The organism is Halomonas getboli, from assembly GCF_023094245.1.
In the GTDB taxonomy this organism is placed as follows: Bacteria; Pseudomonadota; Gammaproteobacteria; order Pseudomonadales; family Halomonadaceae; genus Halomonas; species Halomonas getboli.
On sequence record NZ_JALMEW010000003.1, the window covers coordinates 225,804 to 249,716 of the forward strand.

A 23,913-nucleotide genomic window follows, 5' to 3' on the forward strand; every position below is an offset into this window, starting at 1 on the left:
CGTTCGGGTCGCCTCTTCCGGCGCTATGGTGGTCTCTCCACATCGCATGAGAGACTCGACCCATGACCACCGCCCTGCTGCTGATCGACGTCCAGGCTTCCTTCCCCGCCCGTGATTACTGGGACGAGACCCTGGCCGGCCCCTGGCGCGAGCGCCAGCGCGAACTGCTGGACCTCGCCGCCGAGGCCGGCATTCCGCTGGTGCGCATCTACCACGAAGCGCCGAACAGCGGCACGCCCTTCGATCCCGAGCATGGCCTGATCCGTCCGCTCGATGGCTTCGAGGATGCCGCCGCGGCGACCTTCCACAAGCGCGCCCACAACGCCTTCACCGACACCGGCCTCGAGGCCTGGCTGCGCGAGAGAGGCATCGCGCGGCTCGTGATCAGCGGCATCCGCACCGAGCAGTGCTGCGAGACCACCGCGCGGGTCGCGTCCGATTTGGGGTTCGCGGTGGACTTCGTCGGCGAGGCGACCCTGACCTTCCCCATGACCCGCCTCGGGCGTATCTGGAGCGCCGAGGAGATCCGCGCGCGCACCGAGCTGGTGCTGGAGGGGCGCTTCGCGCGCATCGCCGACGTGGCGACCCTGCGAGAGGAGTGGTGCGGTGCCGTCGCCTGAGGGCGCACGCCTGACGGTCGGGGTGCTGATGCTCCCCGGCCAGGTGCCGCTGGACCTGGTCGGGCCGCTGCAGGTGCTGCACGCCGCCCAGAAGCAGCAGGACGGCATCGCGATCCGCTATTTCGGGCCTCGGGCGACGCTGGACTGGCTGGGGCCGCTGACCCTCGGCGGCATCGAGCCGTTGCCGGAGGCGCTCGAACCGCTGGATATGCTGCTGGTGCCCGGACAGTACCGCTGCGGCATCGACCCCGACCTTCAGCCGGGCTGCGTCGAGTGGCTGCGCCGCCAGGCCGGGCAGGCCACGACCCTGATGGGCATCTGCTCGGGCTCGCTGCTGATGGCCGAGGCGGGGCTGCTGAACGGGCGGCGCTGCACCACCCATCATACCCTGCTGGAGCGGCTCAGGACGCTGGCACCCGCGGCCCGGGTGCAGGGCGACTGCATCTTCATCGAGGACGGGCCCTGCCTGACCAGCGCCGGCATCTCCACCGGCATCGACACCATGCTGCACTGGCTGACCCGGCGGCTCGGGCATCGCCTGGCGCTGGCCGTGGCCCGAGAGATGGTGCTCTACCTGCGCCGCAGCGGCCACGAGCCCCAGCTGGCCGGCTGGCTCGCGGGACGCAATCACGTCGACGAGCGCATCCATCGCCTGCAGGATGCGCTCTGTGCCGGCCTCAAGGCGCGCTGGACTCTGGGGGAAATGGCGGACGCCGCGGCGCTGAGCGAACGCCAGCTGCGTCGCCGCTTCGTCGCCGTGGCGGGGATGTCGCCCGGCGATTACCTGACGCGGCTACGCCTTCAGCTGGCGCGACAGCTGATGGAGGAGACGCCCTGGACCCTGGCGCGTATCGCCGAGGAGGTCGGGCTGGGCGACGACCGCCAGCTGCGCCGCGCCTGGAAGCGCCTCGAGGCGGGCTCGCCCCAGGCGTGGCGGCGACGGCTCGCGGCGTCGGGCTGAGCTCGGGAATATTGTCAGGCGCCCTTGCGCGCCAGCAGGGCGCGGAACAAGGAGCCCATCATCACCGGCCGGTCGGCCTCGATGACGAAGCCGGCGTCTTCCAGCAGCGGCCGCGCCTGGCGGGTGATATCGGTGGCGATGGCCGTGGTGAGAAGGTTCAGCGCCCGGCGGCCGAGCCCGGCCGGGCGCGCATCGGCCTGGAACTTGTCCATCACGCACAGCTGGCCGTCGTCGGCCATTACGCGATGGGCCTCGGCGAGGCCGCGAGCCGGGTCGGGCATCACCGCCAGGATCAGGTGCATCACCACCACGTCGAAGTGGCCGTCGGGGAAAGTGAGCGCCTCGGCATCCATCACCTCGGCCTCGACGTCGCGATGCAGCACCTCGGCGCGCCGCCCGAGGCGCCGCACCATGGCCGGACTGAGGTCGGTGGCGTGCAGCTCGATGTCCCGCGGCAGCCAGGGCAGGTCGAGGCCGGTGCCGGCGCCCACCAGCAGCACGCGCAGGCCGGGGCGCCAGTGCACCTGCTTGAGCGCCGCCTGCCGGGCGCGGCGGAAGGCGCGCTCGGCCACGGCGTCGTAGATCGGAGCGTAGGCGTCGTAGCGCAGCCGGTTCCAGCCGGTGGTGTTGAACATGCCGCGTTTCTCCTCGCAGTCGCCGTCTCGTTGACGCTTCCTACCTTAGCCGATCGTGCCGGTGCGGCGTTCCTGCCTTTTTCACAAATCGCCGTCCCATTGCTGAAAGACCCTCGGCAGGGGGCTCCCTATACTCGAATGATCCCCGATTCATCCTGAACGAGTTCGACTCGAGACAACGGAGAACGACATGACCCACACCCCGACCCGCAGTGATTTCGACCAGTACATGGTGCCCAACTACTCGCCGCAGAAGGCCATTCCGGTGCGCGGCGAGGGCAGCCGACTGTGGGATCAGGAGGGCCGTGAGTACATCGACTTCGCCGGCGGTATCGCGGTGAACTCGCTGGGCCACTGCCATCCGGTGCTGGTGAATGCGCTCAAGGACCAGGCCGACAGGCTGTGGCACCTCTCCAACGTCTACACCAACGAGCCGGCGCTCGAGCTGGCGCGCTCGCTGGTCGAACGCACCTTCGCCGACAAGGTCTACCTCTGCTCTTCCGGCGGCGAGGCCAACGAGGCGGCGCTGAAGCTGGCGCGTCGCTGGGCCTACAACACCCACGGCGAGCAGAAGGACAAGATCATCTCCTTCCGCCAGTCGTTCCACGGTCGCACCTTCTTCACCGTCAGCGTCGGTGGCCAGCCCAAGTACTCCCAGGGCTTCGGTCCGGTGCCGGGCGGCATCGTCCACACCGAGTTCAACGACCTCGAGGCGGTACGCGAGCTGATGGGCGACGACACCTGCGCGGTGATGGTCGAGCCGATGCAGGGTGAGGGCGGCATCCTGCCCGCCAAGCCCGAGTTCCTGAAGGGCCTGCGCGCGCTGTGCGACGAGCATGACGCGCTGCTGATCTTCGACGAGGTGCAGACCGGCGTCGGCCGTACCGGTTCCCTCTACGCCTACATGGAGTACGGCGTGACCCCGGACATCCTGACCAGCGCCAAGTCGCTGGGCGGCGGCTTCCCGGTGGGCGCCATGCTGACCACCGATCGCATCGCCCCGGCCATGGCCATCGGCACCCACGGCTCCACCTACGGCGGCAACGCCCTGGCCTCTGCCGTGGCCCTGGCCGCCGTGGAGCATATCGACACCCCCGAGGTGCTCGAAGGCGTGAAGCGCCGCCACGAGCTGTTCCGCGAGCATCTCGAGACCATCAACCGCCAGCACGGCGTGTTCAAGGACATTCGCGGCATGGGCCTGCTGATCGGCGCCGAGATGAGCGACGCCTACGAGGGTCGCGCCAAGGACATCCTGCCGCTGGCCATCGAGGAGGGCCTGATGGCGCTGGTGGCCGGTCCCAACGTGCTGCGCATGGCGCCGTCGCTGGTGATCCCCGAGGCCGACATCGCCGAGGGCATGGCGCGCCTGGAGCGGGCCATCGCCCGCCTGGTGGCGTCCGAGTGAGCCGCGGCCACGCCATGGAAACGTCGGAATCATCCTCGGGAGGCCAAGCCATGCTGGTCGTACGTCCCACCCGGCCGGCGGATCTGCCGGCCCTGGAGCGGCTGGCGGGCAACGCCACGCCGCGCCTGACCAACCTGCCGGCCCATCGGGACCGCCTCGAGGAGCGCATCGCGCGCTCCCAGCGGGCCTTCGAGGCCGAGGTGGAGTTCCCCGGCGACGAGCACTACACCTTCGTGCTCGAGGACCTGGAGCGCGGCGAGGTGGTGGGCACCGCCACCGTGCGCGCCCAGGCCGGCGCCCGGGAAGCCTACTACACCTATCGCCAGGAAACCCTGATTCACGCCTCGCAGCAGCTCGACGTGCGCCGCGAGGTGCCGACCCTGTCGCTGTCCCACGAGGTCTCCGAGGCCAGCCTGCTGTGCGCCTATTCGCTGGACCCGCGCTATCGCGGCACCAGCGCCGAGAGCCTGTTGCGCCGGGCGCGGCTGATGTTCATCGCCCAGTACCCGGAGCGCTTCGCCGAGATCCTGGCCATGGCCTTCCCCGGCTTCCTGGACGACGACCAGCAGTCGCCGTTCTGGAACAGCGTGGGGCGCCACTTCTTCCAGCGCGACTACCAGGACATCAACTACGTGGCCGGGGTGCGTTCGAAGAGCTTCATCGCCGAGGTGATGCCGCAGTTCCCGCTCTACCTGGCGCTGCTCACGCCTCAGGCGCGGGCCGCCATCGGTCGCGAACACCCGGACCATGAGGCGGCGCTGGAGGAGATGCTGGGCGAGGGCTTCCTGCGTTCGCGCCACGTCGACATCTTCGACGCCGGTCCGGTGATCAAGGCCGAGCGCGAACGGCTCGAGAGCTTTCGCCGCGCCGCCTGGCACCCGGTGCGCATTCGTCCGGCGCACTCGCTGCCGGACGCCGAGCCGGCGATGGTCGCCAATCAGCGCCTCGGCGACTTCCGCTGCGTGGTGGCACGCTATGCGCTGTCGCCCACCGGCCAGCTGATGCTGTCGCCGGAGCACGCCGAACGGCTCGGCGTGGAGGAGGGGCGCGCCGTGCTGGCCGCGCCGCTGGCGCTGTCGGGCGACGCCCACGACCCGGGCTACGACGAGGGAGAGCTGTGATGCGCATTCGACCGATCGCCCCGTCCGATCTGGACGAGCTGCAGGCGGTGGCCCGGGAGACTGGGGTGGGCTTCACCTCGCTGCCCGACAACCGCGACTTCCTGGCCGCCAAGATCGACACCGCGGTCAGCGCCTTCGCCCAGCAGACGCCGGTGGACCAGCGGCTCTACTTCTTCGTGCTCGAGGACGAGGCCAGCGGCAAGCTGGCCGGCTGCTGCGCCATCGAGGGCCAGGTGGGCCGCGAGGTGCCGTTCTACCACTATCGGCTGGGCACCCTGGCGCACTCCTCGGTGCAGCTCGACCTGCACCGCACTATCGACACCCTGTTCCTGAGCTCGGACCACACCGGCGACGCCGAAGTGGCCTCGCTGTTCCTGCGTCCCGAGTATCGCGGTGGCGAGCATCGCCTCGAGCGCAACGGTGCGCTGCTGTCGATGGTGCGCTGGCTGTTCATGGCCGAGTTCCGCGACAGCTTCCCCGACAAGGTGCTGGCCGAGATGCGCGGCAAGTTCGACGCCGAGGGCAAGAGCCCGTTCTGGGAGTGCCTGGGCAGCAACTTCTTCCCCATGGACTTCAATGAAGCGGACAGACTCACTGGATTAGGCCAAAAGAGCTTTATCGGCGAGCTGATGCCCAAGTTCCCGATCTACACCCCCTTCCTCTCCGAGGAGGCCCGGGCCTGCATCGGCGAGGTCCACGAGCACACCCGCCCGGCGCTGGCGATGCTCAAGAAGCAGGGCCTGCGCTGGGAAGGGTTCATCGACATCTTCGATGGTGGCCCCACCGTGGAGGCCTATATCGACGACGTGCGCGGGGTGCGCCTGTCGCGGACCTGCCGCGTGGAGATCAAGGCCGGCGAGCTCGAACAGGCCGAGCGGCCGCGCTGGCTGGCCGCGACCACGTCCATGGCCGGGTTCCGCGCGGCCTGGCTGGGCCGCGGGCCCGATGACGACGGCGTGGTGACGCTGAGCGAGGCCGAAGCGGCACGCCTCGAGGTCGGCGCCGGCGACACCCTGCGCATTCTGGATAGCGACGAGGAGGCATGATGAAGGCGACGCGACAGCTGCTGATCGGCGGTGAGTGGCAGGACGGCGAGGCCGAGGGCTTCGCCAAGCAGGACCCGGTCTCGGGCGAGACGCTGTGGCGGGGCCACGCCGCCTCCGAGGCCCAGGTGGGCGCCGCCGTCGAGACCGCCCGCGCCGCCTTCCCGGCCTGGGCGCGGCAGACGTTCGAGGCGCGCCAGGCGCTGGTCGAGCGCTTCCGCGAGGTGCTCGAGAGCCACCGCGAGGACCTGGCCACGGCGATCGCCGGTGAGACCGGCAAGCCGCTGTGGGAGGCGCGCACCGAGGTCGGCGCGATGATCGGCAAGGTGGCGATCTCGATCCGTGCCTACCAGGAGCGCACCGGCGAGCGCGAGCGCGACCTGGGCGAGGCCCGGGCGGTGCTGCGCCACCGGCCCCACGGCGTGATGGCGGTGTTCGGCCCCTACAACTTCCCCGGCCACCTGCCCAACGGCCACATGGTGCCGGCGCTGCTGGCCGGCAACACCGTGGTCTTCAAGCCCAGCGAGCAGACCCCGCTGACCGCCGACCTGACGCTGCAGTGCTGGCGCGAGGCCGGCCTGCCCGAGGGCGTGATCAATCTGGTGCAGGGCGCGGCCCCGGTGGGCCAGGCGCTGTCCTCCCACACCGGCATCGACGGCCTGCTGTTCACCGGCAGCGCCAAGGTCGGCGGCCTGCTGCATCGGCAGTTCGCCGGCCAGATGGACAAGATCCTGGCCCTCGAGCTCGGCGGCAACAACCCGCTGGTGATCAAGGACGTGCCCGACCAGGACGCCGCCGTGCTGACCATCCTGCAGTCGGCGTTTCTGTCCGGCGGCCAGCGCTGTACCTGTGCGCGCCGGCTGATCGTGCCGGAAGGGCAGGTGGGCGATCACCTGCTGGACGCCCTGTCTGATGCCATCTCGCGGCTCCACGTGGCCGGCCAGTTCAGCGAGCAGGCGCCGTTCTACGGCGGCCTTGTCAGCGTGGCCGCCGCCGATGGCCTGCTGGCGGCCCAGGACGACCTCGAGGCCCGCGGCGGCAGCGTGCTCGCGCGCATGCAGCGCCTGGAAGAGAACACCAGCCTGCTGTCGCCGGCGCTGATCGACGTCACCGGCCTGGAGGTGCCCGACGAGGAGCACTTCGGCCCGCTGCTCAAGGTCCATCGCTACCGCGACTGGGACGAGGCGATGGCACTGGCCAACGACACCCGCTACGGCCTCTCCGCCGGGCTGATCGGCGGCGAGCGCGAGGACTGGGACGACTTCCTGCTGCGCATCCGCGCCGGCATCGTCAACTGGAACCGCCAGACCACCGGCGCCTCCGGCGACGCGCCCTTCGGCGGCGTGGGCGATAGCGGCAACCATCGCCCCAGTGCCTATTACGCGGCCGACTACTGCGCCTATCCGGTAGCCTCTATGGAAAGCGAGGCGCTGAGCCTGCCCGACAAGCTGCCGCCGGGGGTGACGCTGTGAGCCGGGAACCCGACATGAGCGTTCGCGAGGTCAACTTCGACGGCCTGGTGGGCCCGACCCACAACTACTCGGGCCTGGCCCACGGCAACGTGGCCTCGATGAGCCACGAGGGGCTGGTGGCCAATCCCCGCGAGGCCGCGCTGCAGGGCCTCGAGAAGATGAAGTCGCTGATGGACGCCGGCTACGCCCAGGGCGTGCTGCCGCCCCAGCAGCGCCCGGACCTGGGCGCGCTGCGCGATCTCGGCTTCGCCGGCAGCGATGCCGAGGTGCTGGCCCGGGCCGCCGACGAGGCGCCTCAGGTGCTGCGCGCGGTGTGCTCGGCCTCCAGCATGTGGACCGCCAACGCCGCCACGGTGACGCCGAGCGTCGACGCGCCGGACGGACGGGTGCACTTCACCCCGGCCAACCTGCAGTCGAGCTTCCACCGCTACCTGGAGCCGGCCACCACCGGCCGGGTGCTGGCGTCGATCTTCGCCGACGAGGCCCGCTTCGCCCACCATCCGGTGCTGCCGGCGACGCCGGCCTTCTCCGACGAGGGCGCGGCCAACCACACCCGGCTGGCCGGCGACCACGGGGAGCCGGGCGTGCACCTCTACGTCTATGGCCGCCAGGCGTTCGGCGGCGACGGCATCGCGCCGCGGCGCTATCCGGCCCGCCAGACGCTGGAGGCCAGTCAGGCGGTGGCCCGCCAGCACGGCCTCGGCGATGCCCAGACGGTGTTCGCCCAGCAGCATCCCGAGGCCATCGACGCCGGCGTCTTCCACAACGACGTCATCGCGGTGGGCAACGGCCCGGTGCTGCTCTACCACGAGTACGCCTTCCGCGACGAGCAGGGCACCCTGGACGCGCTGCGCGAACGCGTGGCCTCGCCGCTGATTCCGGTGCGGGTGCCGGTGGAGGCGGTGAGCCTGGACGACGCCGTGGCCTCGTACCTGTTCAACTCTCAGCTGCTCACGAATGCGGACGGCACCATGACCCTGGTGGTGCCCGGCGAGTGCCAGGAGCGCGAGGCGGTATGGCGCTGCCTGCAGGATCACCTGCTGGCGGGCCACAACCCCATCGCCGAGGTGGTGGTGAAGGACGTCAAGCAGTCGATGCGCAATGGCGGCGGCCCCGCCTGCCTGCGGCTGCGGGTGGCGCTCTCCGAGGCCGAGCGCGCCGCGCTCTCCGGCCGGGTGCTGCTCGACGACGCCCTGCACGGCGAGCTGACCGCCTGGGTGAAGCGCCACTACCGCGACCGCCTGGCCCCGGCCGATCTGGCCGACCCGGCGCTCGCCAGCGAGACCCTCGCCGCTCTGGACGAGCTCACCGGCATCCTCCAGCTGGGCAGCGTCTACCCCTTCCAGCGCTGAGCCATCGGCGCTGCCTCGTGCGGCCCTGCCGCCGAGGCGTCTCCGGCCCCGCCGATCGGCGGGGGCGGATCTCGTTCTGCGCCCTGCCGGGCGTCAGCGGTTGACGTCGACCACCAGCCGGCCGCGCACCTTGCCGGCCAGCAGTTCATCGGCCGCGTCGATCGCTTCCGAGAGGCCGATCTCCCGTGTCATCTGCTCGAGCCTGTCGCGGTCGATCTCCTCGGCCAGGCGGCGCCAGGCCTCGTCGCGCTCCGCCGCCGGGCGGGTGACGCTGTTGATGCCGAGCAGGGTCACGCCGCGCAGGATGAAGGGTGCCACGGTGGCCGGGAAGTCCATGCCCTGGGCCAGGCCGCAGGCCGCGACCCAGCCGTCTTCCTGGGTCTGGGCGCAGGCGTTGGCCAGGGTGTGGCTGCCTACGGAATCGATGACCGCGGCCCAGCGCGCCTTGCCGAGCGGCTTGCCGGGAGACGACAGCTCATCGCGGGGCAGGATCTCCGCGGCGCCGAGGGCCTTCAGGTAGTCCGCCTCCTCGGGGCGGCCGGTGGCGGCGATGACACGATAGCCGCGCCGTGCCAGCAGCATCACGGCGACGCTGCCCACGCCCCCGCTGGCGCCGGTGACCAGCACGTCGCCGTGGGCCGGGGTGAGGCCGTGACGCTCCAGGGCGATGAGGCTCAGCATGGCCGTATAGCCCGCGGTGCCGATCGACATCGCCTGTCGAGGGCTCAGATCGTCGGGCAGGCGCGTCAGCCACTCGGCCCGCACCCGAGCCCGCTGTGCCAGGCCGCCCCAATGGCCCTCGCCTATCCCCCAGCCGTTGACCAGCACCCGGTCGCCCGGGCGCCAGTCGTCATGTTCGCTGTGTTCCACCACGCCGGCCAGGTCGATGCCTGGCACCAGCGGGAAGCGCCGGATCACCGGGCCTTGGCCGGTGATGCCGAGGGCATCCTTGTAGTTGAGCGTGCTCCACTCGACCCGCACCCGGACGTCGCCCTGGGGAAGGTCGCTCGTCTCGAGTCGGGTGAGGGCCGCGGTGTTCCTCTGGTCTTCGGTCTGGCTCACCAGGATGGCATTGAACATGGGATCTCCTTTTTAGACCGGTCGTCTATCAATGGGCCTGAAAAAGCCCGATGCGAACCAGGCGTCGGCTGAGCGACGGCTGTGGGGCCCGCCGAGGCGGCGGGCATGGAACCTTATCTCGGCAGTCGGGCCAGATACTCCTCGCCGAAGAGCGTCAGCGGGGTGTCGTCCTGAACGATGCGCGCGCGCTGGACGGCGCCTTCCCAGCCGATCCAGAACAGCGCGGCCAGGCGCTCGCAGTCGGCGTCCGGCGCGAGGTCGCCGTCCTCCACGGCGAGCCGCAGGCAGCGTGCCAGGCGCCGCTCCCAGTCCTCCAGGATCGCCGTCAGGCGCTCGCGGTAACGGGCGGGCAGAATGGTGATCTCCTGACACAGGTTGCCCACCAGGCAGCCGCGTCGATAATCGTGACGCGCCATGCCCATCCTGGCGTCGTCTATGAAGCGGCCGATCCGCTCGAGCGGCGGTACCTCGGGATCGAGCAGCCAGCGGTCGAGCTTGCCGGCGAAGTAGGCGGCGTAGCGATCCATTACCGCCTCGCCGAAGGCTTCCTTGCTGTCGAAGTAGTGGTAGAAGGAGCCCTTGGGCACGCCGACCTGCTTGAGCACGCCGTCGATGCCGGTGGAGACGAACCCCTGTTCGGTGAGAATCTCCACGCCGCAGCGGATCAGGGCGTCTCGGGTGTCGGGGTTGTCGCGCGGGGTCCTGGGCGGACGGCCGCGGCGTTTGGTCGTCGTGGTGTTCATGCGCAAAATTTAGACCGGTCGTCTATGAAAATGCAAATCGAAAAAAATCCATCAGGCCGCCGGTCGTCCCGTGTTCTGACGGCGTATGCTGATGCAACGCATCCATTCCACGCGCAAGGAGGCCGACGTGGCCGCAAGCAGTCTGCTGACCCTGATCGACGACATCGCCACGCTGCTCGATGACGTCTCGCTGATGACCAAGGTGGCGGCCAAGAAGACCGCCGGCATGCTCAGCGACGACCTGGCGTTGAACGCCCAGCAGGTCACCGGGGTGAAGGCCGACCGGGAGCTGCCGGTGGTGTGGGCGGTGGCCAAGGGCTCGCTGCGCAACAAGGCGATCCTGATTCCCGCCGCGCTCTTGATCAGCGCCTTCGTGCCGGTGCTGGTCACGGTGCTGCTGATGCTGGGCGGCACCTATCTGTGCTATGAGGGCGCCGAGAAGCTGGCGCACAAGTTCCTGCACGGCAAGGACGACGAGACCGAGCACGCCGAGCGCGTGAAGGCCCTGGCCGACCAGGGCGTCGACATGCGCGAGTTCGAGCGCAAGCGCATCAAGGGCGCGATTCGCACCGACTTCATCCTCTCCGCCGAGATCATCGTCATCACCCTGGGCACGGTGACCGGCGTTGCCCTCGGCCAGCAGGTGCTGGTGCTGATCGGCATCGGGCTCTTGATGACCGTGGGCGTCTACGGCCTGGTGGCCGGCATCGTCAAGCTGGACGATCTGGGGCTCTACCTCAGTCGCCGCGAGGGCGCTCTGGCGGGGCTGGGGCGCGGCCTGGTCGCCGCCGCGCCCAAGCTGATGAAGCTGCTGTCGGTGGTCGGCACTGCGGCCATGTTCCTGGTCGGCGGCGGTATCCTCTCTCACGGCGTGCCCGTGCTGCATCATCTGACCCGGGACGTGGCCGAGGCGGATCTGGCCGTGCCGAGCCTCGAGGCCGTGGTCCACGGCCTCGGCCCGATGCTCATCAACCTCGGCATAGGACTGGTGGTCGGCGCCGTGGTGCTCGGCGCGGTGACGCTGTTCCAGCGCCTGCGCGGGGCCTGAGGCGTCCGGCGGAGAGCGTCGGGCGCCGTGCTCATCGGATGGGAGACCGCAGGCCGCTGCTATGCTGGTGGCGAACGGGCAAGGGAGGTGCAAGGTGGCGCAATGGGTCTACTGGCTGGACATGGCGGGGGTGATCGTCTTCGCGCTCTCCGGGGTGATTCTCGCCTGCCGCTCGCGCATGGACCCCTTCGGCATGCTGGTGCTGGCCGCGATGACCGGCATCGGCGGCGGCACCCTGCGTGACCTGGTGCTCGGCGTGCGTCCGGTGTTCTGGGTCGGTGACCCCGCCTACCTGTGGGTGATCCTGGCCACGGTGGGCCTGTCGATCCTCGGCTTCCACTATATCCACCGCCTGTCGCGGATCTTCCTGCCGGTGGCCGATGCCTTCGGCCTGGCACTGTTCACCGTGATCGGCACCCACAAGGCCCTGAGCCTGGAGGCGCCCGGCGTGGTGGCGGTACTGATGGGGCTCTTGACCGGGGTGGCCGGCGGCATGATGCGCGACGTGCTGGCGCGTCGCGTGCCCATGGTGCTGCGGCAGGAAATCTATGCCACCGCGGCCATTGCCGGTGGCGTGGTGCTGGTCGTTCTCGAGGCGCTCGGCGCACCGCTGCCGCTGAGCGTGGCGGCATCGCTGGTGACGACCCTGGGGCTGCGGCTGTCGGCCATCCACTGGGGGCTGGCGCTGCCGGTCTTCGCCTGGGTGACGATACCACCGCCCGCTCCGCCGCCTGGCGAGACGAATGACGCCGCGTCACCGCCCGGGCCGCCGCGGCGCCCCAAGGCGCGCGTCAAGCTGATTCCCCCGGAGCGGTCGCGTCGCCGCAGGAGGTCATCATGAATCGTCACGCGCCATGGCGCTGGCTGGTCGGCTGGGGGCTGGCGCTGCTGCTGGCCGGCTGCGCCCTCGAACCCGCCACCCCGGCGCTCGACGACGAGGCGGTGGCGGCCGAGATTCGCGCCACCTACGAGCGTTCCCTGCCGAGCCTGTCGGCGGGCAAGCAGCGCCACTATGCCCAGCGGCTTTACCGCATCACCGGCGAGGCGCGCTGGCTGCCGCTCAATCGCGACTATGGCGAGCGGCTGGTGGCCTCGCTGCGCGAGGAGATCGCCCGGCTGGACGAGCCCGGCTACGCGGCGCGTCGCAGCCGCGAGGGTGTCGAGGGCTATTCCGTGCGCACCGCCAAGCAGCGCCGTCGCAAGCGCATGCTCGCCGACTGGGGCGAGATCCATTTCGCCAAGGGGCTGGCCTTCGATCTGACCCAGGCCCACTACCACGGCCTGCTCAACGAGCGGGACCTTCCCGGCTATCGGCGGGCGCTGGACTATCTGTCGGGCGTCGACTTCCTGGCCTTCGTGACCGACCCTGAGGTGCTCGACGTCTACGCCGCCCAGGTCGCCAATCTGGTCTACTACCTGCACGACCTCGGCGTGGCGGACCTGCGCGGCGAGGCCATCGCCGCCTTCCGGCAGCGCTTCCCGCCATCGCGGAACGCGACGCTGAGTCAGGCGCTCTTCCGCAACAAGATCTACGGCATGACTCACTTCGTGATCGCCGCCAGCGACTACTACCAGCATCCGGTCTCGGCAGACGAGTTCGGCTGGGTGCTGGACGGCTTCTCCGGCGCGCTGGGGCGGATCCTGGCCGACACCAAGGAAGATATCTACACCGAGGTGGGCATCAGCTTCCTGCTGGCCGGCAGGGAAGCGGCGCCCGCCGTGACGCGCCTGCGCGAGGCATTGGTCGACGCCTTCGATCCGGTGGCCGGGATGGTGCCCTCGGAGTCGGGCGGCACCGACCTCGAGCGCGGCGAGCACCGCAACGTGCTGGCGATCATGCTGCTGGACTGGCCCGAGCGGCTCTACCCGGGGCCGATCCTGTCGACGATCCGTCAGGAAAGGGAGTCGGTCGCCTGTCGTGACGTCGAGCCGGACATCTGCGCCGCCAGCGTGCGCTTGATATCCAGGTAGAGCGGCATCAGATCGGCATGCATTTCCTGCTCGGCCTGTCGCTGGTCGATATAGAAGGCGCTGCGGCTGCCATGGAAGTCGATCAGTCGGCCGACCGGGGTGAACAGGAAGCCCGACATCGACAGCAGCCGCGGCAGCCGCGGTTCCATCATGGCGAAGACGTGCCGAAGGCCGTTGAGACCGACCAGAGCATAAGTGGTCAAGAAAAGGCCGATCACGATCAGCGGAAAGGTCTCGCGCTGCCGGGGCGTGAAGGCCTGATGAGCGTGCAGCAGGCCTTCAATCTCCTCCTGCGTCGAGCGTCGGCGAAACAGCGGCGAGATCGCCAGCCGCGACACCTCGCAAACTGCATCGTGAGCGAAGCGCTGCGGATGAATCGTCGGGTGATCCAGGCTGTCGCTGGCGTAGTCCTCGAGCGGAAGGCGTTGAATCCCGCTGCTGTCACTCTTTTCCGGCAGCACCAGTCGCATGCAGCCCGCCGCGAGACCGGTATCGCGATGCTCGATCAGGCACAGGATGGCGCGCTCGTCGTGGGCATCGAACTCCAGGTGGTGCAGCGGGTCTGCCGGGTCCTCGAAGCCCAGCTCCTCGCAGTAGACATCGTGACGAAGCCGGAAAATGCGGCGTCGCGTCTCGTCATCGACGGCTAGTCGGAAGTCGAACGTCTCGCGGAAGCGTTCGAAGAGCTGGGGAGACATCCGAGACCGTCGATGCGTCTCCTTCGCGGTGGTCGAGGACATGGCTGAGAATCCCTGTGTCGTGGTGCACGGCTTGCCCCGGATCATGTCCCGGGTGTGAAGAGAACGTCCAGTGGCTGTGGCCGACCGAGATGATAGCCCTGTCCATAGGCGATGCCATATTCGCAAAGCAGGGGAATCAGGGCTTCCTGGTCGACGAACTCTGCAATGGCCTGCTTGCCGAAGCCGGCGGCCAGGTCGGCGATGGCTCGGACGATGACGCGGCTGTCGGGGTTGTCGGTCAGATGGCGGATGAAGGAGCCGTCGATCTTGATGTAGTCCACCGGCAGCTGCCCGAGATAGTGGAAGCTGCTGAAGCCGACGCCGAAGTCGTCCAGCGCGGTGCGACAGCCCAGGTCCCGCATCGACTGTAGCACGCCGCGGGCCGTGGAAAAGTCGGTGACCGCCGCGGTCTCGGTGACCTCGAGAATCAGATGATGCGGATCGGCGCCGCTGCTGGCCAGCTCCTCGGCGAGAAACTGCTCGAGCCCCTTGTCGTGCAGCGACTGGCCGGAGAGGTTGACGGCCAGGCTGATGCCGCGCTCCTGGAGGCGCTTAAGGGTCTTCAGGCTGTGGCGCAGCACCCAGCGATCCAGCTGGGCGATCATGCCGCTGCGCTCGGCGACCGGGATGAAGTGGGCGGGCGAGACCAGGCTGCCGTCCTCCTCGCGCATGCGGATCAGCACCTCGTAGTGTTTCACGTCGCGATCGGCGAGGCGCATGATGGGCTGCGCCATCAGCACGAAGTCGTCCTCCGCCAGGGCCTTGCGCAGGCGTTCGACCCAGTAGACCCGCTCCTTCAGCTCGCTCTTGGCGCTCTCCAGGCTGGAGAGCAGATGCCAGCGCTGATGGCCGTGTTCCTTGGCCTTGTACATGGCCACATCGGCGCTCGCGAGCAGGTCGGCGGGGGTGTCGCCGTGGGTGGGATACTGGACGATGCCGATGCTGGCGATGGCGCGGTGGCGTCGGCCGCCGGCCCGGAAATGCATGCCCTCGAGCAGCTGGTTGCACTGCTGCGCCACGCCGATGGCCTGGTCGGCATCGGCGCCCTCCAGCAGCAGCGCGAACTCGTCGCCCCCCAGCCGCGCAATGCCGGCGCGATGGCCGAGATGGAACTGCAGCACGTCGGCGACCTCGCGCAGCAGCTTGTCGCCGGCGTGATGGCCGCTCAGCTCGTTGACCTCCTTGAACTGATCCAGATCGAGCAGCAGCAGCGCCCCCCGCTCGCCGCGCTTCAGGGCGGCCTTCACGCTCTCCTGGAAATGGCGGCGGTTGTAGAGCTCGGTCAGCGGGTCGCGTTCGGCCAGCCAGGTCAGGCGACCCTCCGCGGCCTTGCGCTCGGTGATGTCGATGCCCACCGAGAGGCGCTCCGGCCCGCTTTGGGCGCTGCCGCCCAAGGGCGCGTGATACCAGACGATGGTATGCACCTGGCCGTCGACGGTGATCAGGGTGCGCTCCTCTTCCTCGGCGCGGCTGGACTCGGCGATCGGTGAGTGCCCGCGTCGGGAAAAGATGTCGTCGAAGCGGCGGCCGATCAGCGCCGCCTCGTCGACCTGGAGGAGTGCCAGGGCGTGGGCATTGACCAGACTGATACGTTCCGCGGCGTCCTGGGCGATGATGAACACCCGGGCGGTGTCGAGCAGGCCGCTGACGAAGTCTCGCTCCCTGGCCAGCTCGTCGACCCGCTCGGCGAGCTGTTCGCCGCGGGCCTGGACCTCGCTCTCGAGCCGCTCCAGCTGGCGGGAAAGATCGACGGTGGTGCCCTCCAGCACATCGATTTCGTCGGGCCAGCGCCTCGGCGTGGTGGGGATGATGCGTCGGACCTCGGCGAAGCCGCCGCGGGCCAGGGTCGGCAGCACGCCGGCCACGCGGCGCAGCCGCGCCATGGGGCCGAGCAGGATGATCAGCAGCAGGAATTCGGCGGCGAGCCAGCCGGCGACGCCGGCGCCGAGCAGTGTGCGGGTATCATGGCTGATGGCCTGCACCTGGGCGGTGATGTCAGAGATCAGCAGGAAGTAGCCGGCACTATCGCTCCCGCGGCCGCTCTCGACCGGAACCGCCGTCAGCTCCTCCAGGCGGTCCCCGTGCGGCAGCTGCAGGGGGCCACTGGCCAGCGAGTCCAGCGAGACGCGCGCAGAGGCCTGGCGGAGCAGAGAAAGGCCGGGCTCCTGCTGGGTCAGGGCCAGCAGGTTGCCGTCCCAGGCGGGCAGGCGACGTTCCGGCGCGGCGGGCTCGTTTGCCGATGACGCGGTCACCAGCAGCGCTACCTCGCTCTCCGCGACCGACTTGATCTGGAGAATCACGTCGGCCAGCGAGCGTGACAGGATGACCAGGCCGACGCTCTCGCCTTCGATCAGGACCGGCACGGTGGCGTACTGACGGCAGCTCGTCGTGCAACGCAGGGTCGTCAGCGGCATCTCGGTGGTCAGCACCCGAGTGACCCATTGCCGGATCGGCCAGGGGCGCGTCTGGCCGCCTCCCCAGGTCGCCATCGTCTCGCCTTGCGCATCGAAGATCTGCACCGCGTCGACGCCCGCATCCAGCTGCAGGGTCGGCCACTGGGAGGCGAGCGAGGCGTGGACGCTCTCGCGATCGCCCGTCTCCAGCGCCGCGCCGAGCCCCGGCGAGGCCGCGGCCAGGCCGGCGAGCTGGCGCAGGCCCTCGGCGGAGCGCTGCAGGGCCAGGCGCACCTCGCGCTTCTGCAGGGCATGTTGCTGAAGGCGGCCTTCCTGAAACTGGCGGCTCAGGGTGGTATGACCCAGCCAGGTGAACAGCGAGACCAGCACCAGCAGCAGCAGGCTGCTGAGCGTGATGACGCGCCAGGTCAGGCTCAGCGATCGGCGTTGGCGAAACAGCGGGGGCAGGGGCATCGGGAACTCGGCGCGGGCCTAGAAACGGAACGCTACCTGGAACAGCAGCATGTTCCAGTAACGATCGGTCTCCGACGGATCGGGGTTGTCCTGAACCGGCAGCCAGCCGGTGCCGTCGATATAGTGGTACTCGCCGGCAAGCATCACTCGCGGCGTCGGTGTCCATTGCAGGCCGAAGGTCCAGTCGCGAGCGAACTGAGAATGGTCGGGGCCTGCACCGCTGGCAGCATAGTCGTCGCCCGTGGGGTCGTCGCGATTGGCGGTCAGGCTGTCGTAGCGCACCAGCCACTGCCAGTCGTCGAGGAAGCGACGCTGGTACTGCAGATACCAGCTCTCGCCGGTGACGTCGAAGTTGAAGCGAGGATCGTTGAAGCCTTTCAGTCCGGATCGCCGCAGCGCGTACTCGGCGGTCAGGCTCCACAGCTCGGCGTTGTACTGCATTGACAGTACCCAGGGGCGGAAGAAGAAGTCGCCGTCGCTGAGGCCGTCCTGCTGGGAGTCGAAGTGTGCCTTGGCATAGGCATGGCTTAGGGCTGTGACGATGCGGCCGCCATCATATTCGTAGCGCAGCTGGGCAATCGCGGAGTTGTCTGGATCGAGATCGCCGTCGACGCGATCCAGACGCAGGGTCTCGCGCAGATCGTCGCCGGCCTGAACGCGTCCGACCCCGACCTGGGCGCGCAGCGTTCCCTGTGGGAGACGTTCTTCGAGATAGGTCGATACCCCGTCCCCCGACAGCGCCAGCGATCGCGTGCGATCGAAGTAGATCGACTGTGGCAGCAGGATGCCGGGGCGGGTGAAGGCCACGTCCCGGGTCTGGTTGTAGAAGCCGAAGGGATTCTTGAAGCGCCCCAGCTGCACGCCGATGGTGCGCTGCTGGTTGGACTGCAGCTGATAGTCGATCAGGCCGTAGTCCAGCTTCGGCCTGGCGTCGCTGCTGTCGCCGCCGGCGCGCCGGCTGAGCACCTGGGCCGCGATCAGCACGTCCTCGTGGGGGCGCAGCGAGACGTTGGCCCCGAGCTCGGTGAACTTCAGGCTGCCGCCGCCATCGCTGCTGGGGCCGAAGAAGTCGTTGTCGTCGGTGATCACCAGGGCCTGGCTGAGGAAGCCATGCAGCTGCAGGGTGTCCAGCACCTCGTCCTCCTCGGCCTGGGCCGGGGCGACGCTGACCATCAGCGCCGCCCCTAGGCCCAGGGCGAGGCGTGGCTTATTCGATGCTGATGACTTGGACGCGGTCATCCAGGTACTCCCTTTCCAGATAGCCCAGTGCGCCTGGGGTGTCGGCGATGCGTTCGAGCATTTCGTCCTGGCTGTCGACCCGTTCCGGCGCCTGCCCGGTGCCCGAGAAGACGGCACGGTCCCAGGCCAGCTGCAGCTGATGGGGGTAGACCGACAGCCGCTGCTTGACGAAGCGAGCATGCACGGGGTGTCGATTGGGCAACACGAAGATGCGGGCGGCCTGGCCATCCGGCCAGGTGCGCTGGCGCATGGCGAACAGTGCCCGGGTGGTGTCGCGGGTCAGGCGATGGATCGTGACGCTGGGATTGGCGACCAGCAGTACCGAGGCGTCGTCCTCGTCCTGTTGCGCCGCCCCCCAGGAGGGAAAGCCGATCAGCAGTGCGAGGCCGAGGGCCTGCAGCAGCCGCCGATGCCTGCGCGGCTTTTCCCGCGCGATGCCGGGCTCGGGGGAGCGCCCCGCGGGCGCGCCGAGGCCCGGCATGCTCCCCCGGCCCTCCGGCAGTGCCGGGAGCGGCCGCAGGGTAAACCTGGCGCCGAGGGCATGAAGGATCGGGGCGATGGTGCTATCTCCCTGTCGACTCGTCGGATCTTGTCGTTATCGTGTTCTCGAAGCGCCCCGGTCTGGGCGTGTTGCCGCTGAACGTTTGGGCACAGCTTACCTTTATTCAGTGCATGACGAAAAGATAATGCACTTCAGTGGCAAGCACCTCCTGAATAGCGCCCGGCGGCATGCGGCCGGGCCTGGCGGTCAGTTGTAGAGAGCGAAGCTGCCGGCGTTGAGCCACAGGTGCGTGGCTACGCTGGCGGCATAGCCCAGGGCGATCACCGGCGACCAGCGCAGATGCCCGAGGAAGGTGTAGCTGCCGCGGGCCTGGCCCATCAGTGCGACGCCGGCCGCCGAGCCTACCGACAGCAGGCTGCCGCCGACGCCGGCGGTCAACGTGATCAGAAGCCAGTGGCCGTGGGACATGTCCGGTTCCATGGTCAGCACCGCGAACATCACCGGGATGTTGTCGATCACCGCCGAGATGACCCCCAGGGCGATATTGGCGCCCGTGGCGTGCCACTCGGTATAGAGGGCATCGGAGAGCAGCGAGAGATAGCCCATGAAGCCCAGCCCGCCCACGCACATCACCACGCCATAGAAGAACAGCAGGGTATCCCACTCGGCCCGGGCCACCCGGCTGAAGACGTCGAAGGGCACCACGCTGCCCAGCTGCTCGAGCATCTTCCAGTCGCCGCGCTGGGTATAGAGGGTGCGCTTGCGCTCCAGCGAACGCGGCAGCGTCTGGCGCAGGTAGTAGCCGAAGAACTGCAGATAGCCGAGCCCGGTCATCATGCCCAGCACCGGCGGCAGGTGCAGCACGGTGTGACAGGCCACCGCGGTGGCCACGGTCAGCAGGAACAGCACGATGATGCGGCGGGCACCGCGCTTGAGTTCGAAGTCCTCCTCCAGGGCCGCCGGCTTGCGGTTCTTGATGAAGGCGTTCATCACCACGGCGGGAATCAGGAAGTTCACCAGCGAGGGCACCAGCAGTTCGAAGAACTCGTGGAACTTGACGATGCCGGCCTGCCACACCAGCAGGGTGGTGATGTCGCCGAAGGGGCTGAAGGCGCCGCCGGCATTGGCGGCCACCACGATATTGATGCAGGCCAGGTTGATGAAGCGCTTGTCGCCCTCGGCCACCTTGGTCACCACCGCGCACATCAGCAGCGCCGTGGTCATGTTGTCGGCCACCGGCGAGATCACGAAGGCCAGCAGGCCGGTGATCCAGAACAGCGAGCGGAAGCTGAAGCCCTTGTGCACCATCCAGCCGCGCAGGGCGTCGAAGACCTTTCGCTCGTCCATGGCGTTGATGTAGGTCATCGCCACCAGCAGGAACAGCATCAGCTCGGTGAACTCCAGCAGGGTGCTGCGGAAGGCATGCTCCGAGGCATCCGACATGCCCGACTGCACGTAGACCCAGCCGATCAGGCCCCAGATGATGCCGGCCGCCACCAGCACCGGCTTTGACTTGCGCATGTGGATCTTTTCCTCGGCCATGACCAGCGAATAGGCCAGGGCGAAGATCAGCACCGCGAAGCCGCCGACGAAGGAGTGCGTGAGGTCGAGCTCGCCGGTGGCGGCAGCGGCGGGCGTGGCGCTGAGGGCCAGCGGGGCGAGGGGCAGCCAGCGGGCGGCCGGGGAGCGAGCTGCGGTGCGGCGGAGTATCTGCATGGCGACGATCATCCTGTGGCTGGGCGTGGGAGGCGCGTTTGGATAAGCGATGCGTCAACTACCAGCGTACTGAGATGGCGCGTCGTCGGGTCTGCCCCTTTGGTAGGGGATAGCGGTGAAAATCAACGCTCCGGCCAACAACCAGGTCGGGATGGGCGCCCGAAGAGGGAAATTTTGTGGCATTATCTGGCCCTCTCCGGGCATGGCCCGGAATCGCATCGCCAACGACTTCAGGGCAGGCTCTCGACGCATGTTTCTCGATGATTACCATTCGCGCACGGACTCGCGGTTCTGCATCACGGCAGAGCAGGCGAGCCGTTTCGCCAAGCGCGTCGCCGGTGACTTCAACCCGATTCACAACCCGGACGCGCGGCGCTTCTGCGTGCCCGGCGACCTGCTCTTCGCCCTGGTGCTGGCGCGGTTCGGCCTGTCTCAGCGCATGACCTTCCGCTTCCTGAGCATGGTCGGCGCCGAGGTGCCGCTGACCTTCGACGAGGACGACGACGGCCGGATCCGGGTGCGCGACGACAGCGGCAAGTGCTACCTCGAGGTGGAGCGCAGCGGCGACATCACCCGCGACGAGGCCGTGGTCGAGGCCTTCACGCGCTGCTACGTGGCCTTCTCCGGCAAGAACTTCCCGCACTACCTCAAGCCGCTGATGGAAGACCGCGGCGTGATGTTCAATCCCAAGCGCCCGCTGGTGATCTACGACAGCATGGGCTTCTCGCTGGAGCGCCTGAACGGCATCGATCCCGGCCTGGAGCTGGTCGACGCCTCGCTGGAGGTGGTCGGCAAGCGCGGTGACGCGCTGCTCGAATTCCGCATTCTGGCCGGCGGCGAGGAGGTCGGCACCGGCTCCAAGAAGCTGGTGGTCAGCGGCCTGTGCGACTATGACGCCGGCACCATGGATGCCATCGTCGAGGAGTTCTATCGCCTCAAGGCGGCGCACGACGCCGAGGCCTGATGCCACCGGCGTGCCCGGCGCTTGCTTCCGCCGGGCCTGTCGCGGACTAGGCAAGCCGGGCGGCGATGGCGCAAGATGCCGGCAGTATCCCGTCAAAGGATGACTCGATGATACGCACACTGCTGGTGGAACCGGGCGCGGGCGAGATCCGCGGCGGCGAGGAGCTGATCGCGCGCTGGCGCGAACGCGACGACAGCCATCTGTGGATCGACCTGCAGGGCGAGCCCATGGCGGACGAGCGGGTCATGCTGGAAGGCTTCGGCTTTCACCCGCTGGCCATCGACGACGTCCATCGCGAGCGCCATCCGCCCAAGATCGAGGAGTTCGAGGACCACACCCTGATCCTCTATCGCGGCATCTCCTCCTTCGACGCCGAGCTCAGCTACGAGCCCCAGCGGATCGCCTTTTTGCTCGGCGAGCGCTTTCTGATCAGCCTGCATCCGGGCCTGGCGATGAGCATCGACCGGCTGATGAGCCAGGACGCCGGTGCCCTGCTGGCGCGCTCCCCCGAGTTCGTGGCGCTACGCATCATGTACGCCTCCGCCGGCTACTACCTGGACAGCCTGTTGGCCTTCGAGACCGAGCTGAGCGACCTCGAGGACGCCCTGGTCGAGGATGGCAACGATGCGCTGATGCGCCGCATGATCGGCTATCGCTCGCGGTTGGTGAAGATGCGCCGGGTGTTCAACTACCACCTGGGCATCACCCAGGAGCTGACCGCCTACGACTACGCCCATCTGCCGCGCGACGACGAGGAGACCCTGCACGCCATCAACGACGTGCACGAGCGCTTCGAGCGGCTCTACAGCCTGACCCAGATGTACTACGACATCTGCGGCGACCTGATCGACGGTCACCTGTCGCTGTCCTCGCACCGGCTCAACGAGACCATGCGCGTGCTGACGGTGATCACCGCGATCTTCGTGCCGCTGACTTTCATCGCCGGCATCTACGGCATGAATTTCAGCCATATGCCCGAGCTGACCTACCGCTACGGCTACTTCATCGTCATGGGCGTGATGCTGGCGATCGGCGCCGGCCTGCTGTGGTGGTTCCGGCGCGTCAAATGGCTATGAGCGAGGCCGGTGGGGCATAGTGCCGCAGCGTGAGCGGCTTCCCCGCGGCCGCCGCGGCCCGTAGTCTCGAGGGTTCCCTCTTCTGACGCGGTCTCGACCATGCATCCACAGCGCGAACAACTCCATAACGAGCTGCATGCCCGGCCCTCGATCTACTTTTCCGAGCCGGCACACCTTCATCACTACGCCTTTCTCGACACCGACGGCGTCTGCGACGGCATCGTCCGGCGACTGTACGAGCTGACCGGTACCCGACCGGCGCCCGATGCCGTGCAGGGCATCCTCACCCTCGACGGCGATCGGGTGCTGAAGTGGGAGCGCCATACCGAGTTCTTCACCCTCACCCTGATGGTGCCGATCGTCGACGATACGCCGCTGTGGCCGGCGCCGCCGCCGCGGCTGGCCGAGATCGCCGAGGCGCATCAGCAGGCGCTGATCAGCGCCACCCTGATCCGGGTCGAGAACGAGGCCGACTGGGCCGGCGATACCGCCCACTACGGCTTCGTCGACCCGGCCGGCTCGCGGGTCGCCGGGGGCGACGCCACCGTGTGGAGCGACTTCCGCCTCGACGAGGCCGGCGTCAACCGCCTGCTGGTGGTCAACCGCGGCCTCAACGACTTCCGCCTCGGCCGCATCGGCCGCCGCCTGCTGGAGATCGAGACCTATCGCATGATGGCGTCGCTGGCGCTGCCCCTGGCCAAGTCGCTGGGTGCCGAACTGGCGGGCTTCGAGGCCGAGCTCGGTGAGCTCTCCGACCGCAACGCCGAGGATCTCCCCGGAGGACCGCGTCAGCTGCTGGGGGCGATCGCCTCGCTGTCGGCGCGGCTAGAGCGCTGCGGCGCGCAGAGCCGCCATCGCTTCGCAGCCACCGAGGCCTATGCGCGCATCGTCTTCGATCGGGTCGAACGACTGCGCGAGACGCGGGTGGCGGACTGCCAGCGGCTGGGGCTGTTCCTGATGCGCCGCTTCCAGCCCACGGTGCGCTACTGCGCGGCGGTGGACCGCCGTCAGGAGCGGCTGGCCGAGAATGTGGCGCGCCTCAACGACCTGCTGCGAACCCGCGCCCAGGTGGAGATCGAGGAACAGAACGTCGAGATCCTCAAGAGCCTCGATGCGCGCTCCAGCAGCCAGCTGAAGATCCAGAAGGCGGTCGAGGGGCTGTCGATCATCGTCATCAGCTACTACGTCTTCAGCCTGATCAAGCTGGCCCTGGACAGCCTGGAGGCGCTGGGCATGCCGGTCGCTCCGTGGCGGGCGGTCGCCGTTTTCGGGCCCCTGGCGCTGCTGGTGCTGGTGTTGCTGGGGTGGCGGATATGGCGGGTCAAGAACCATTGAGGAGGGGAGGTCGGGCGCCGGCG

21 protein-coding genes are annotated in these 23,913 nt (G+C 68.8%); 13 read left to right on the forward strand and 8 right to left on the reverse strand.

From position 1 onward, the window contains the following. Positions 1–62: 62 nt before the first annotated feature. Both MYL53_RS08535 and MYL53_RS08540 read left to right on the forward strand, forming a co-directional pair. On the forward strand, positions 63–620 hold the full coding sequence (locus MYL53_RS08535; RefSeq protein WP_247853240.1) for an isochorismatase family protein: 558 nt from the start codon (positions 63–65) through the stop codon (positions 618–620). After that, positions 607–1,581, forward strand: coding sequence for a GlxA family transcriptional regulator (locus MYL53_RS08540; protein ID WP_247853242.1), 975 nt, complete (start codon positions 607–609; stop codon positions 1,579–1,581). The genes MYL53_RS08535 and MYL53_RS08540 overlap by 14 nt, the downstream gene beginning before the upstream one ends. A 14-nt stretch (positions 1,582–1,595) precedes the next feature. Here MYL53_RS08540 and MYL53_RS08545 read toward each other — a convergent pair whose 3' ends face one another. Next, positions 1,596–2,216, reverse strand: coding sequence for a class I SAM-dependent methyltransferase (locus MYL53_RS08545; protein WP_247853244.1), 621 nt, complete (start codon positions 2,214–2,216; stop codon positions 1,596–1,598). Positions 2,217–2,406: 190 nt separating this feature from the next. On the opposite strand from MYL53_RS08545, the gene MYL53_RS08550 reads away from it, so the two are divergent. The 5 genes from MYL53_RS08550 to astB are packed head-to-tail and all read left to right on the forward strand — an operon-like array spanning position 2,407 to position 8,609. After that, entirely contained in the window at positions 2,407–3,621 is a 1,215-nt protein-coding gene (locus MYL53_RS08550; protein ID WP_247853246.1) for an aspartate aminotransferase family protein, read from the forward strand. A gap of 50 nt (positions 3,622–3,671) precedes the next feature. Then, positions 3,672–4,742 carry an arginine N-succinyltransferase gene (locus tag MYL53_RS08555; protein ID WP_247853248.1) on the forward strand — a complete coding sequence of 357 codons (1,071 nt, stop codon included), beginning with the start codon at positions 3,672–3,674 and terminating at the stop codon, positions 4,740–4,742. Next, complete coding sequence (gene astA / locus MYL53_RS08560) at positions 4,742–5,788, forward strand: arginine N-succinyltransferase (protein WP_247853250.1); 1,047 nt, start codon at positions 4,742–4,744, stop codon at positions 5,786–5,788. Before MYL53_RS08555 ends, astA begins: the two co-directional genes overlap by 1 nt. Further along, positions 5,788–7,257: a succinylglutamate-semialdehyde dehydrogenase gene (gene astD, locus MYL53_RS08565; RefSeq protein WP_247853251.1), complete on the forward strand. Its 1,470-nt coding sequence runs from the start codon at positions 5,788–5,790 to the stop codon at positions 7,255–7,257. Before astA ends, astD begins: the two co-directional genes overlap by 1 nt. 14 nt (positions 7,258–7,271) lie before the next feature. Further along, complete coding sequence (gene astB, locus MYL53_RS08570) at positions 7,272–8,609, forward strand: N-succinylarginine dihydrolase (protein ID WP_247853252.1); 1,338 nt, start codon at positions 7,272–7,274, stop codon at positions 8,607–8,609. A gap of 93 nt (positions 8,610–8,702) precedes the next feature. Here astB and acuI read toward each other — a convergent pair whose 3' ends face one another. Next, positions 8,703–9,689 carry an acrylyl-CoA reductase (NADPH) gene (acuI, locus tag MYL53_RS08575; protein ID WP_247853253.1) on the reverse strand — a complete coding sequence of 329 codons (987 nt, stop codon included), beginning with the start codon at positions 9,687–9,689 and terminating at the stop codon, positions 8,703–8,705. Between the two features lie 113 nt (positions 9,690–9,802). Continuing rightward, complete coding sequence (gene acuR / locus MYL53_RS08580; RefSeq protein ID WP_247853254.1) at positions 9,803–10,432, reverse strand: acrylate utilization transcriptional regulator AcuR; 630 nt, start codon at positions 10,430–10,432, stop codon at positions 9,803–9,805. A gap of 127 nt (positions 10,433–10,559) precedes the next feature. Here acuR and MYL53_RS08585 point away from each other — a divergent pair, with 127 nt between their 5' ends. From MYL53_RS08585 to MYL53_RS08595, 3 genes are all read left to right on the forward strand, one after another. After that, positions 10,560–11,480 (forward strand): DUF808 domain-containing protein, encoded by a 921-nt coding sequence (locus MYL53_RS08585; RefSeq protein ID WP_247853255.1) that lies wholly within the window; start codon positions 10,560–10,562, stop codon positions 11,478–11,480. Positions 11,481–11,574: 94 nt separating this feature from the next. After that, a complete protein-coding gene (locus MYL53_RS08590; protein ID WP_247853256.1) occupies positions 11,575–12,321 on the forward strand; it encodes a trimeric intracellular cation channel family protein in 747 nt (248 codons plus the stop codon). After that, a complete protein-coding gene (locus tag MYL53_RS08595; protein ID WP_247853257.1) occupies positions 12,318–13,451 on the forward strand; it encodes a DUF3541 domain-containing protein in 1,134 nt (377 codons plus the stop codon). The genes MYL53_RS08590 and MYL53_RS08595 overlap by 4 nt, the downstream gene beginning before the upstream one ends. Here MYL53_RS08595 and MYL53_RS08600 read toward each other — a convergent pair. The 5 genes from MYL53_RS08600 to nhaD form a co-directional block, all read right to left on the reverse strand. Then, positions 13,373–14,149, reverse strand: a complete 777-nt coding sequence (locus MYL53_RS08600) for a PEP-CTERM/exosortase system-associated acyltransferase (RefSeq protein ID WP_247853259.1) — start codon at positions 14,147–14,149, stop codon at positions 13,373–13,375. The two genes, MYL53_RS08595 and MYL53_RS08600, sit on opposite strands and share 79 nt — an antisense overlap. An 83-nt stretch (positions 14,150–14,232) precedes the next feature. Beyond that, positions 14,233–17,058, reverse strand: a complete 2,826-nt coding sequence (locus MYL53_RS08605; RefSeq protein WP_247853260.1) for a bifunctional diguanylate cyclase/phosphodiesterase — start codon at positions 17,056–17,058, stop codon at positions 14,233–14,235. 18 nt (positions 17,059–17,076) lie between these two features. Next, entirely contained in the window at positions 17,077–18,297 is a 1,221-nt protein-coding gene (locus tag MYL53_RS08610; RefSeq protein WP_345740364.1) for a hypothetical protein, read from the reverse strand. Further along, positions 18,266–18,778, reverse strand: a complete 513-nt coding sequence (locus MYL53_RS08615; protein WP_247853261.1) for a hypothetical protein — start codon at positions 18,776–18,778, stop codon at positions 18,266–18,268. The genes MYL53_RS08610 and MYL53_RS08615 overlap by 32 nt, the downstream gene beginning before the upstream one ends. Positions 18,779–19,045: 267 nt before the next feature. Then, positions 19,046–20,515: a sodium:proton antiporter NhaD gene (gene nhaD / locus MYL53_RS08620; RefSeq protein ID WP_247853262.1), complete on the reverse strand. Its 1,470-nt coding sequence runs from the start codon at positions 20,513–20,515 to the stop codon at positions 19,046–19,048. A 250-nt stretch (positions 20,516–20,765) separates the two neighbouring features. Between nhaD and MYL53_RS08625 the strand changes: the two genes are divergently transcribed. From MYL53_RS08625 to MYL53_RS08635, 3 genes are all read left to right on the forward strand, one after another. Continuing rightward, a complete protein-coding gene (locus tag MYL53_RS08625; protein WP_247853263.1) occupies positions 20,766–21,479 on the forward strand; it encodes a DUF3581 domain-containing protein in 714 nt (237 codons plus the stop codon). A 107-nt stretch (positions 21,480–21,586) separates the two neighbouring features. Further along, entirely contained in the window at positions 21,587–22,555 is a 969-nt protein-coding gene (locus tag MYL53_RS08630) for a magnesium transporter CorA family protein (RefSeq protein ID WP_247853265.1), read from the forward strand. A gap of 99 nt (positions 22,556–22,654) precedes the next feature. After that, positions 22,655–23,890, forward strand: a complete 1,236-nt coding sequence (locus MYL53_RS08635) for a DUF3422 domain-containing protein (protein ID WP_247853266.1) — start codon at positions 22,655–22,657, stop codon at positions 23,888–23,890. Positions 23,891–23,913: the final 23 nt, after the last annotated feature.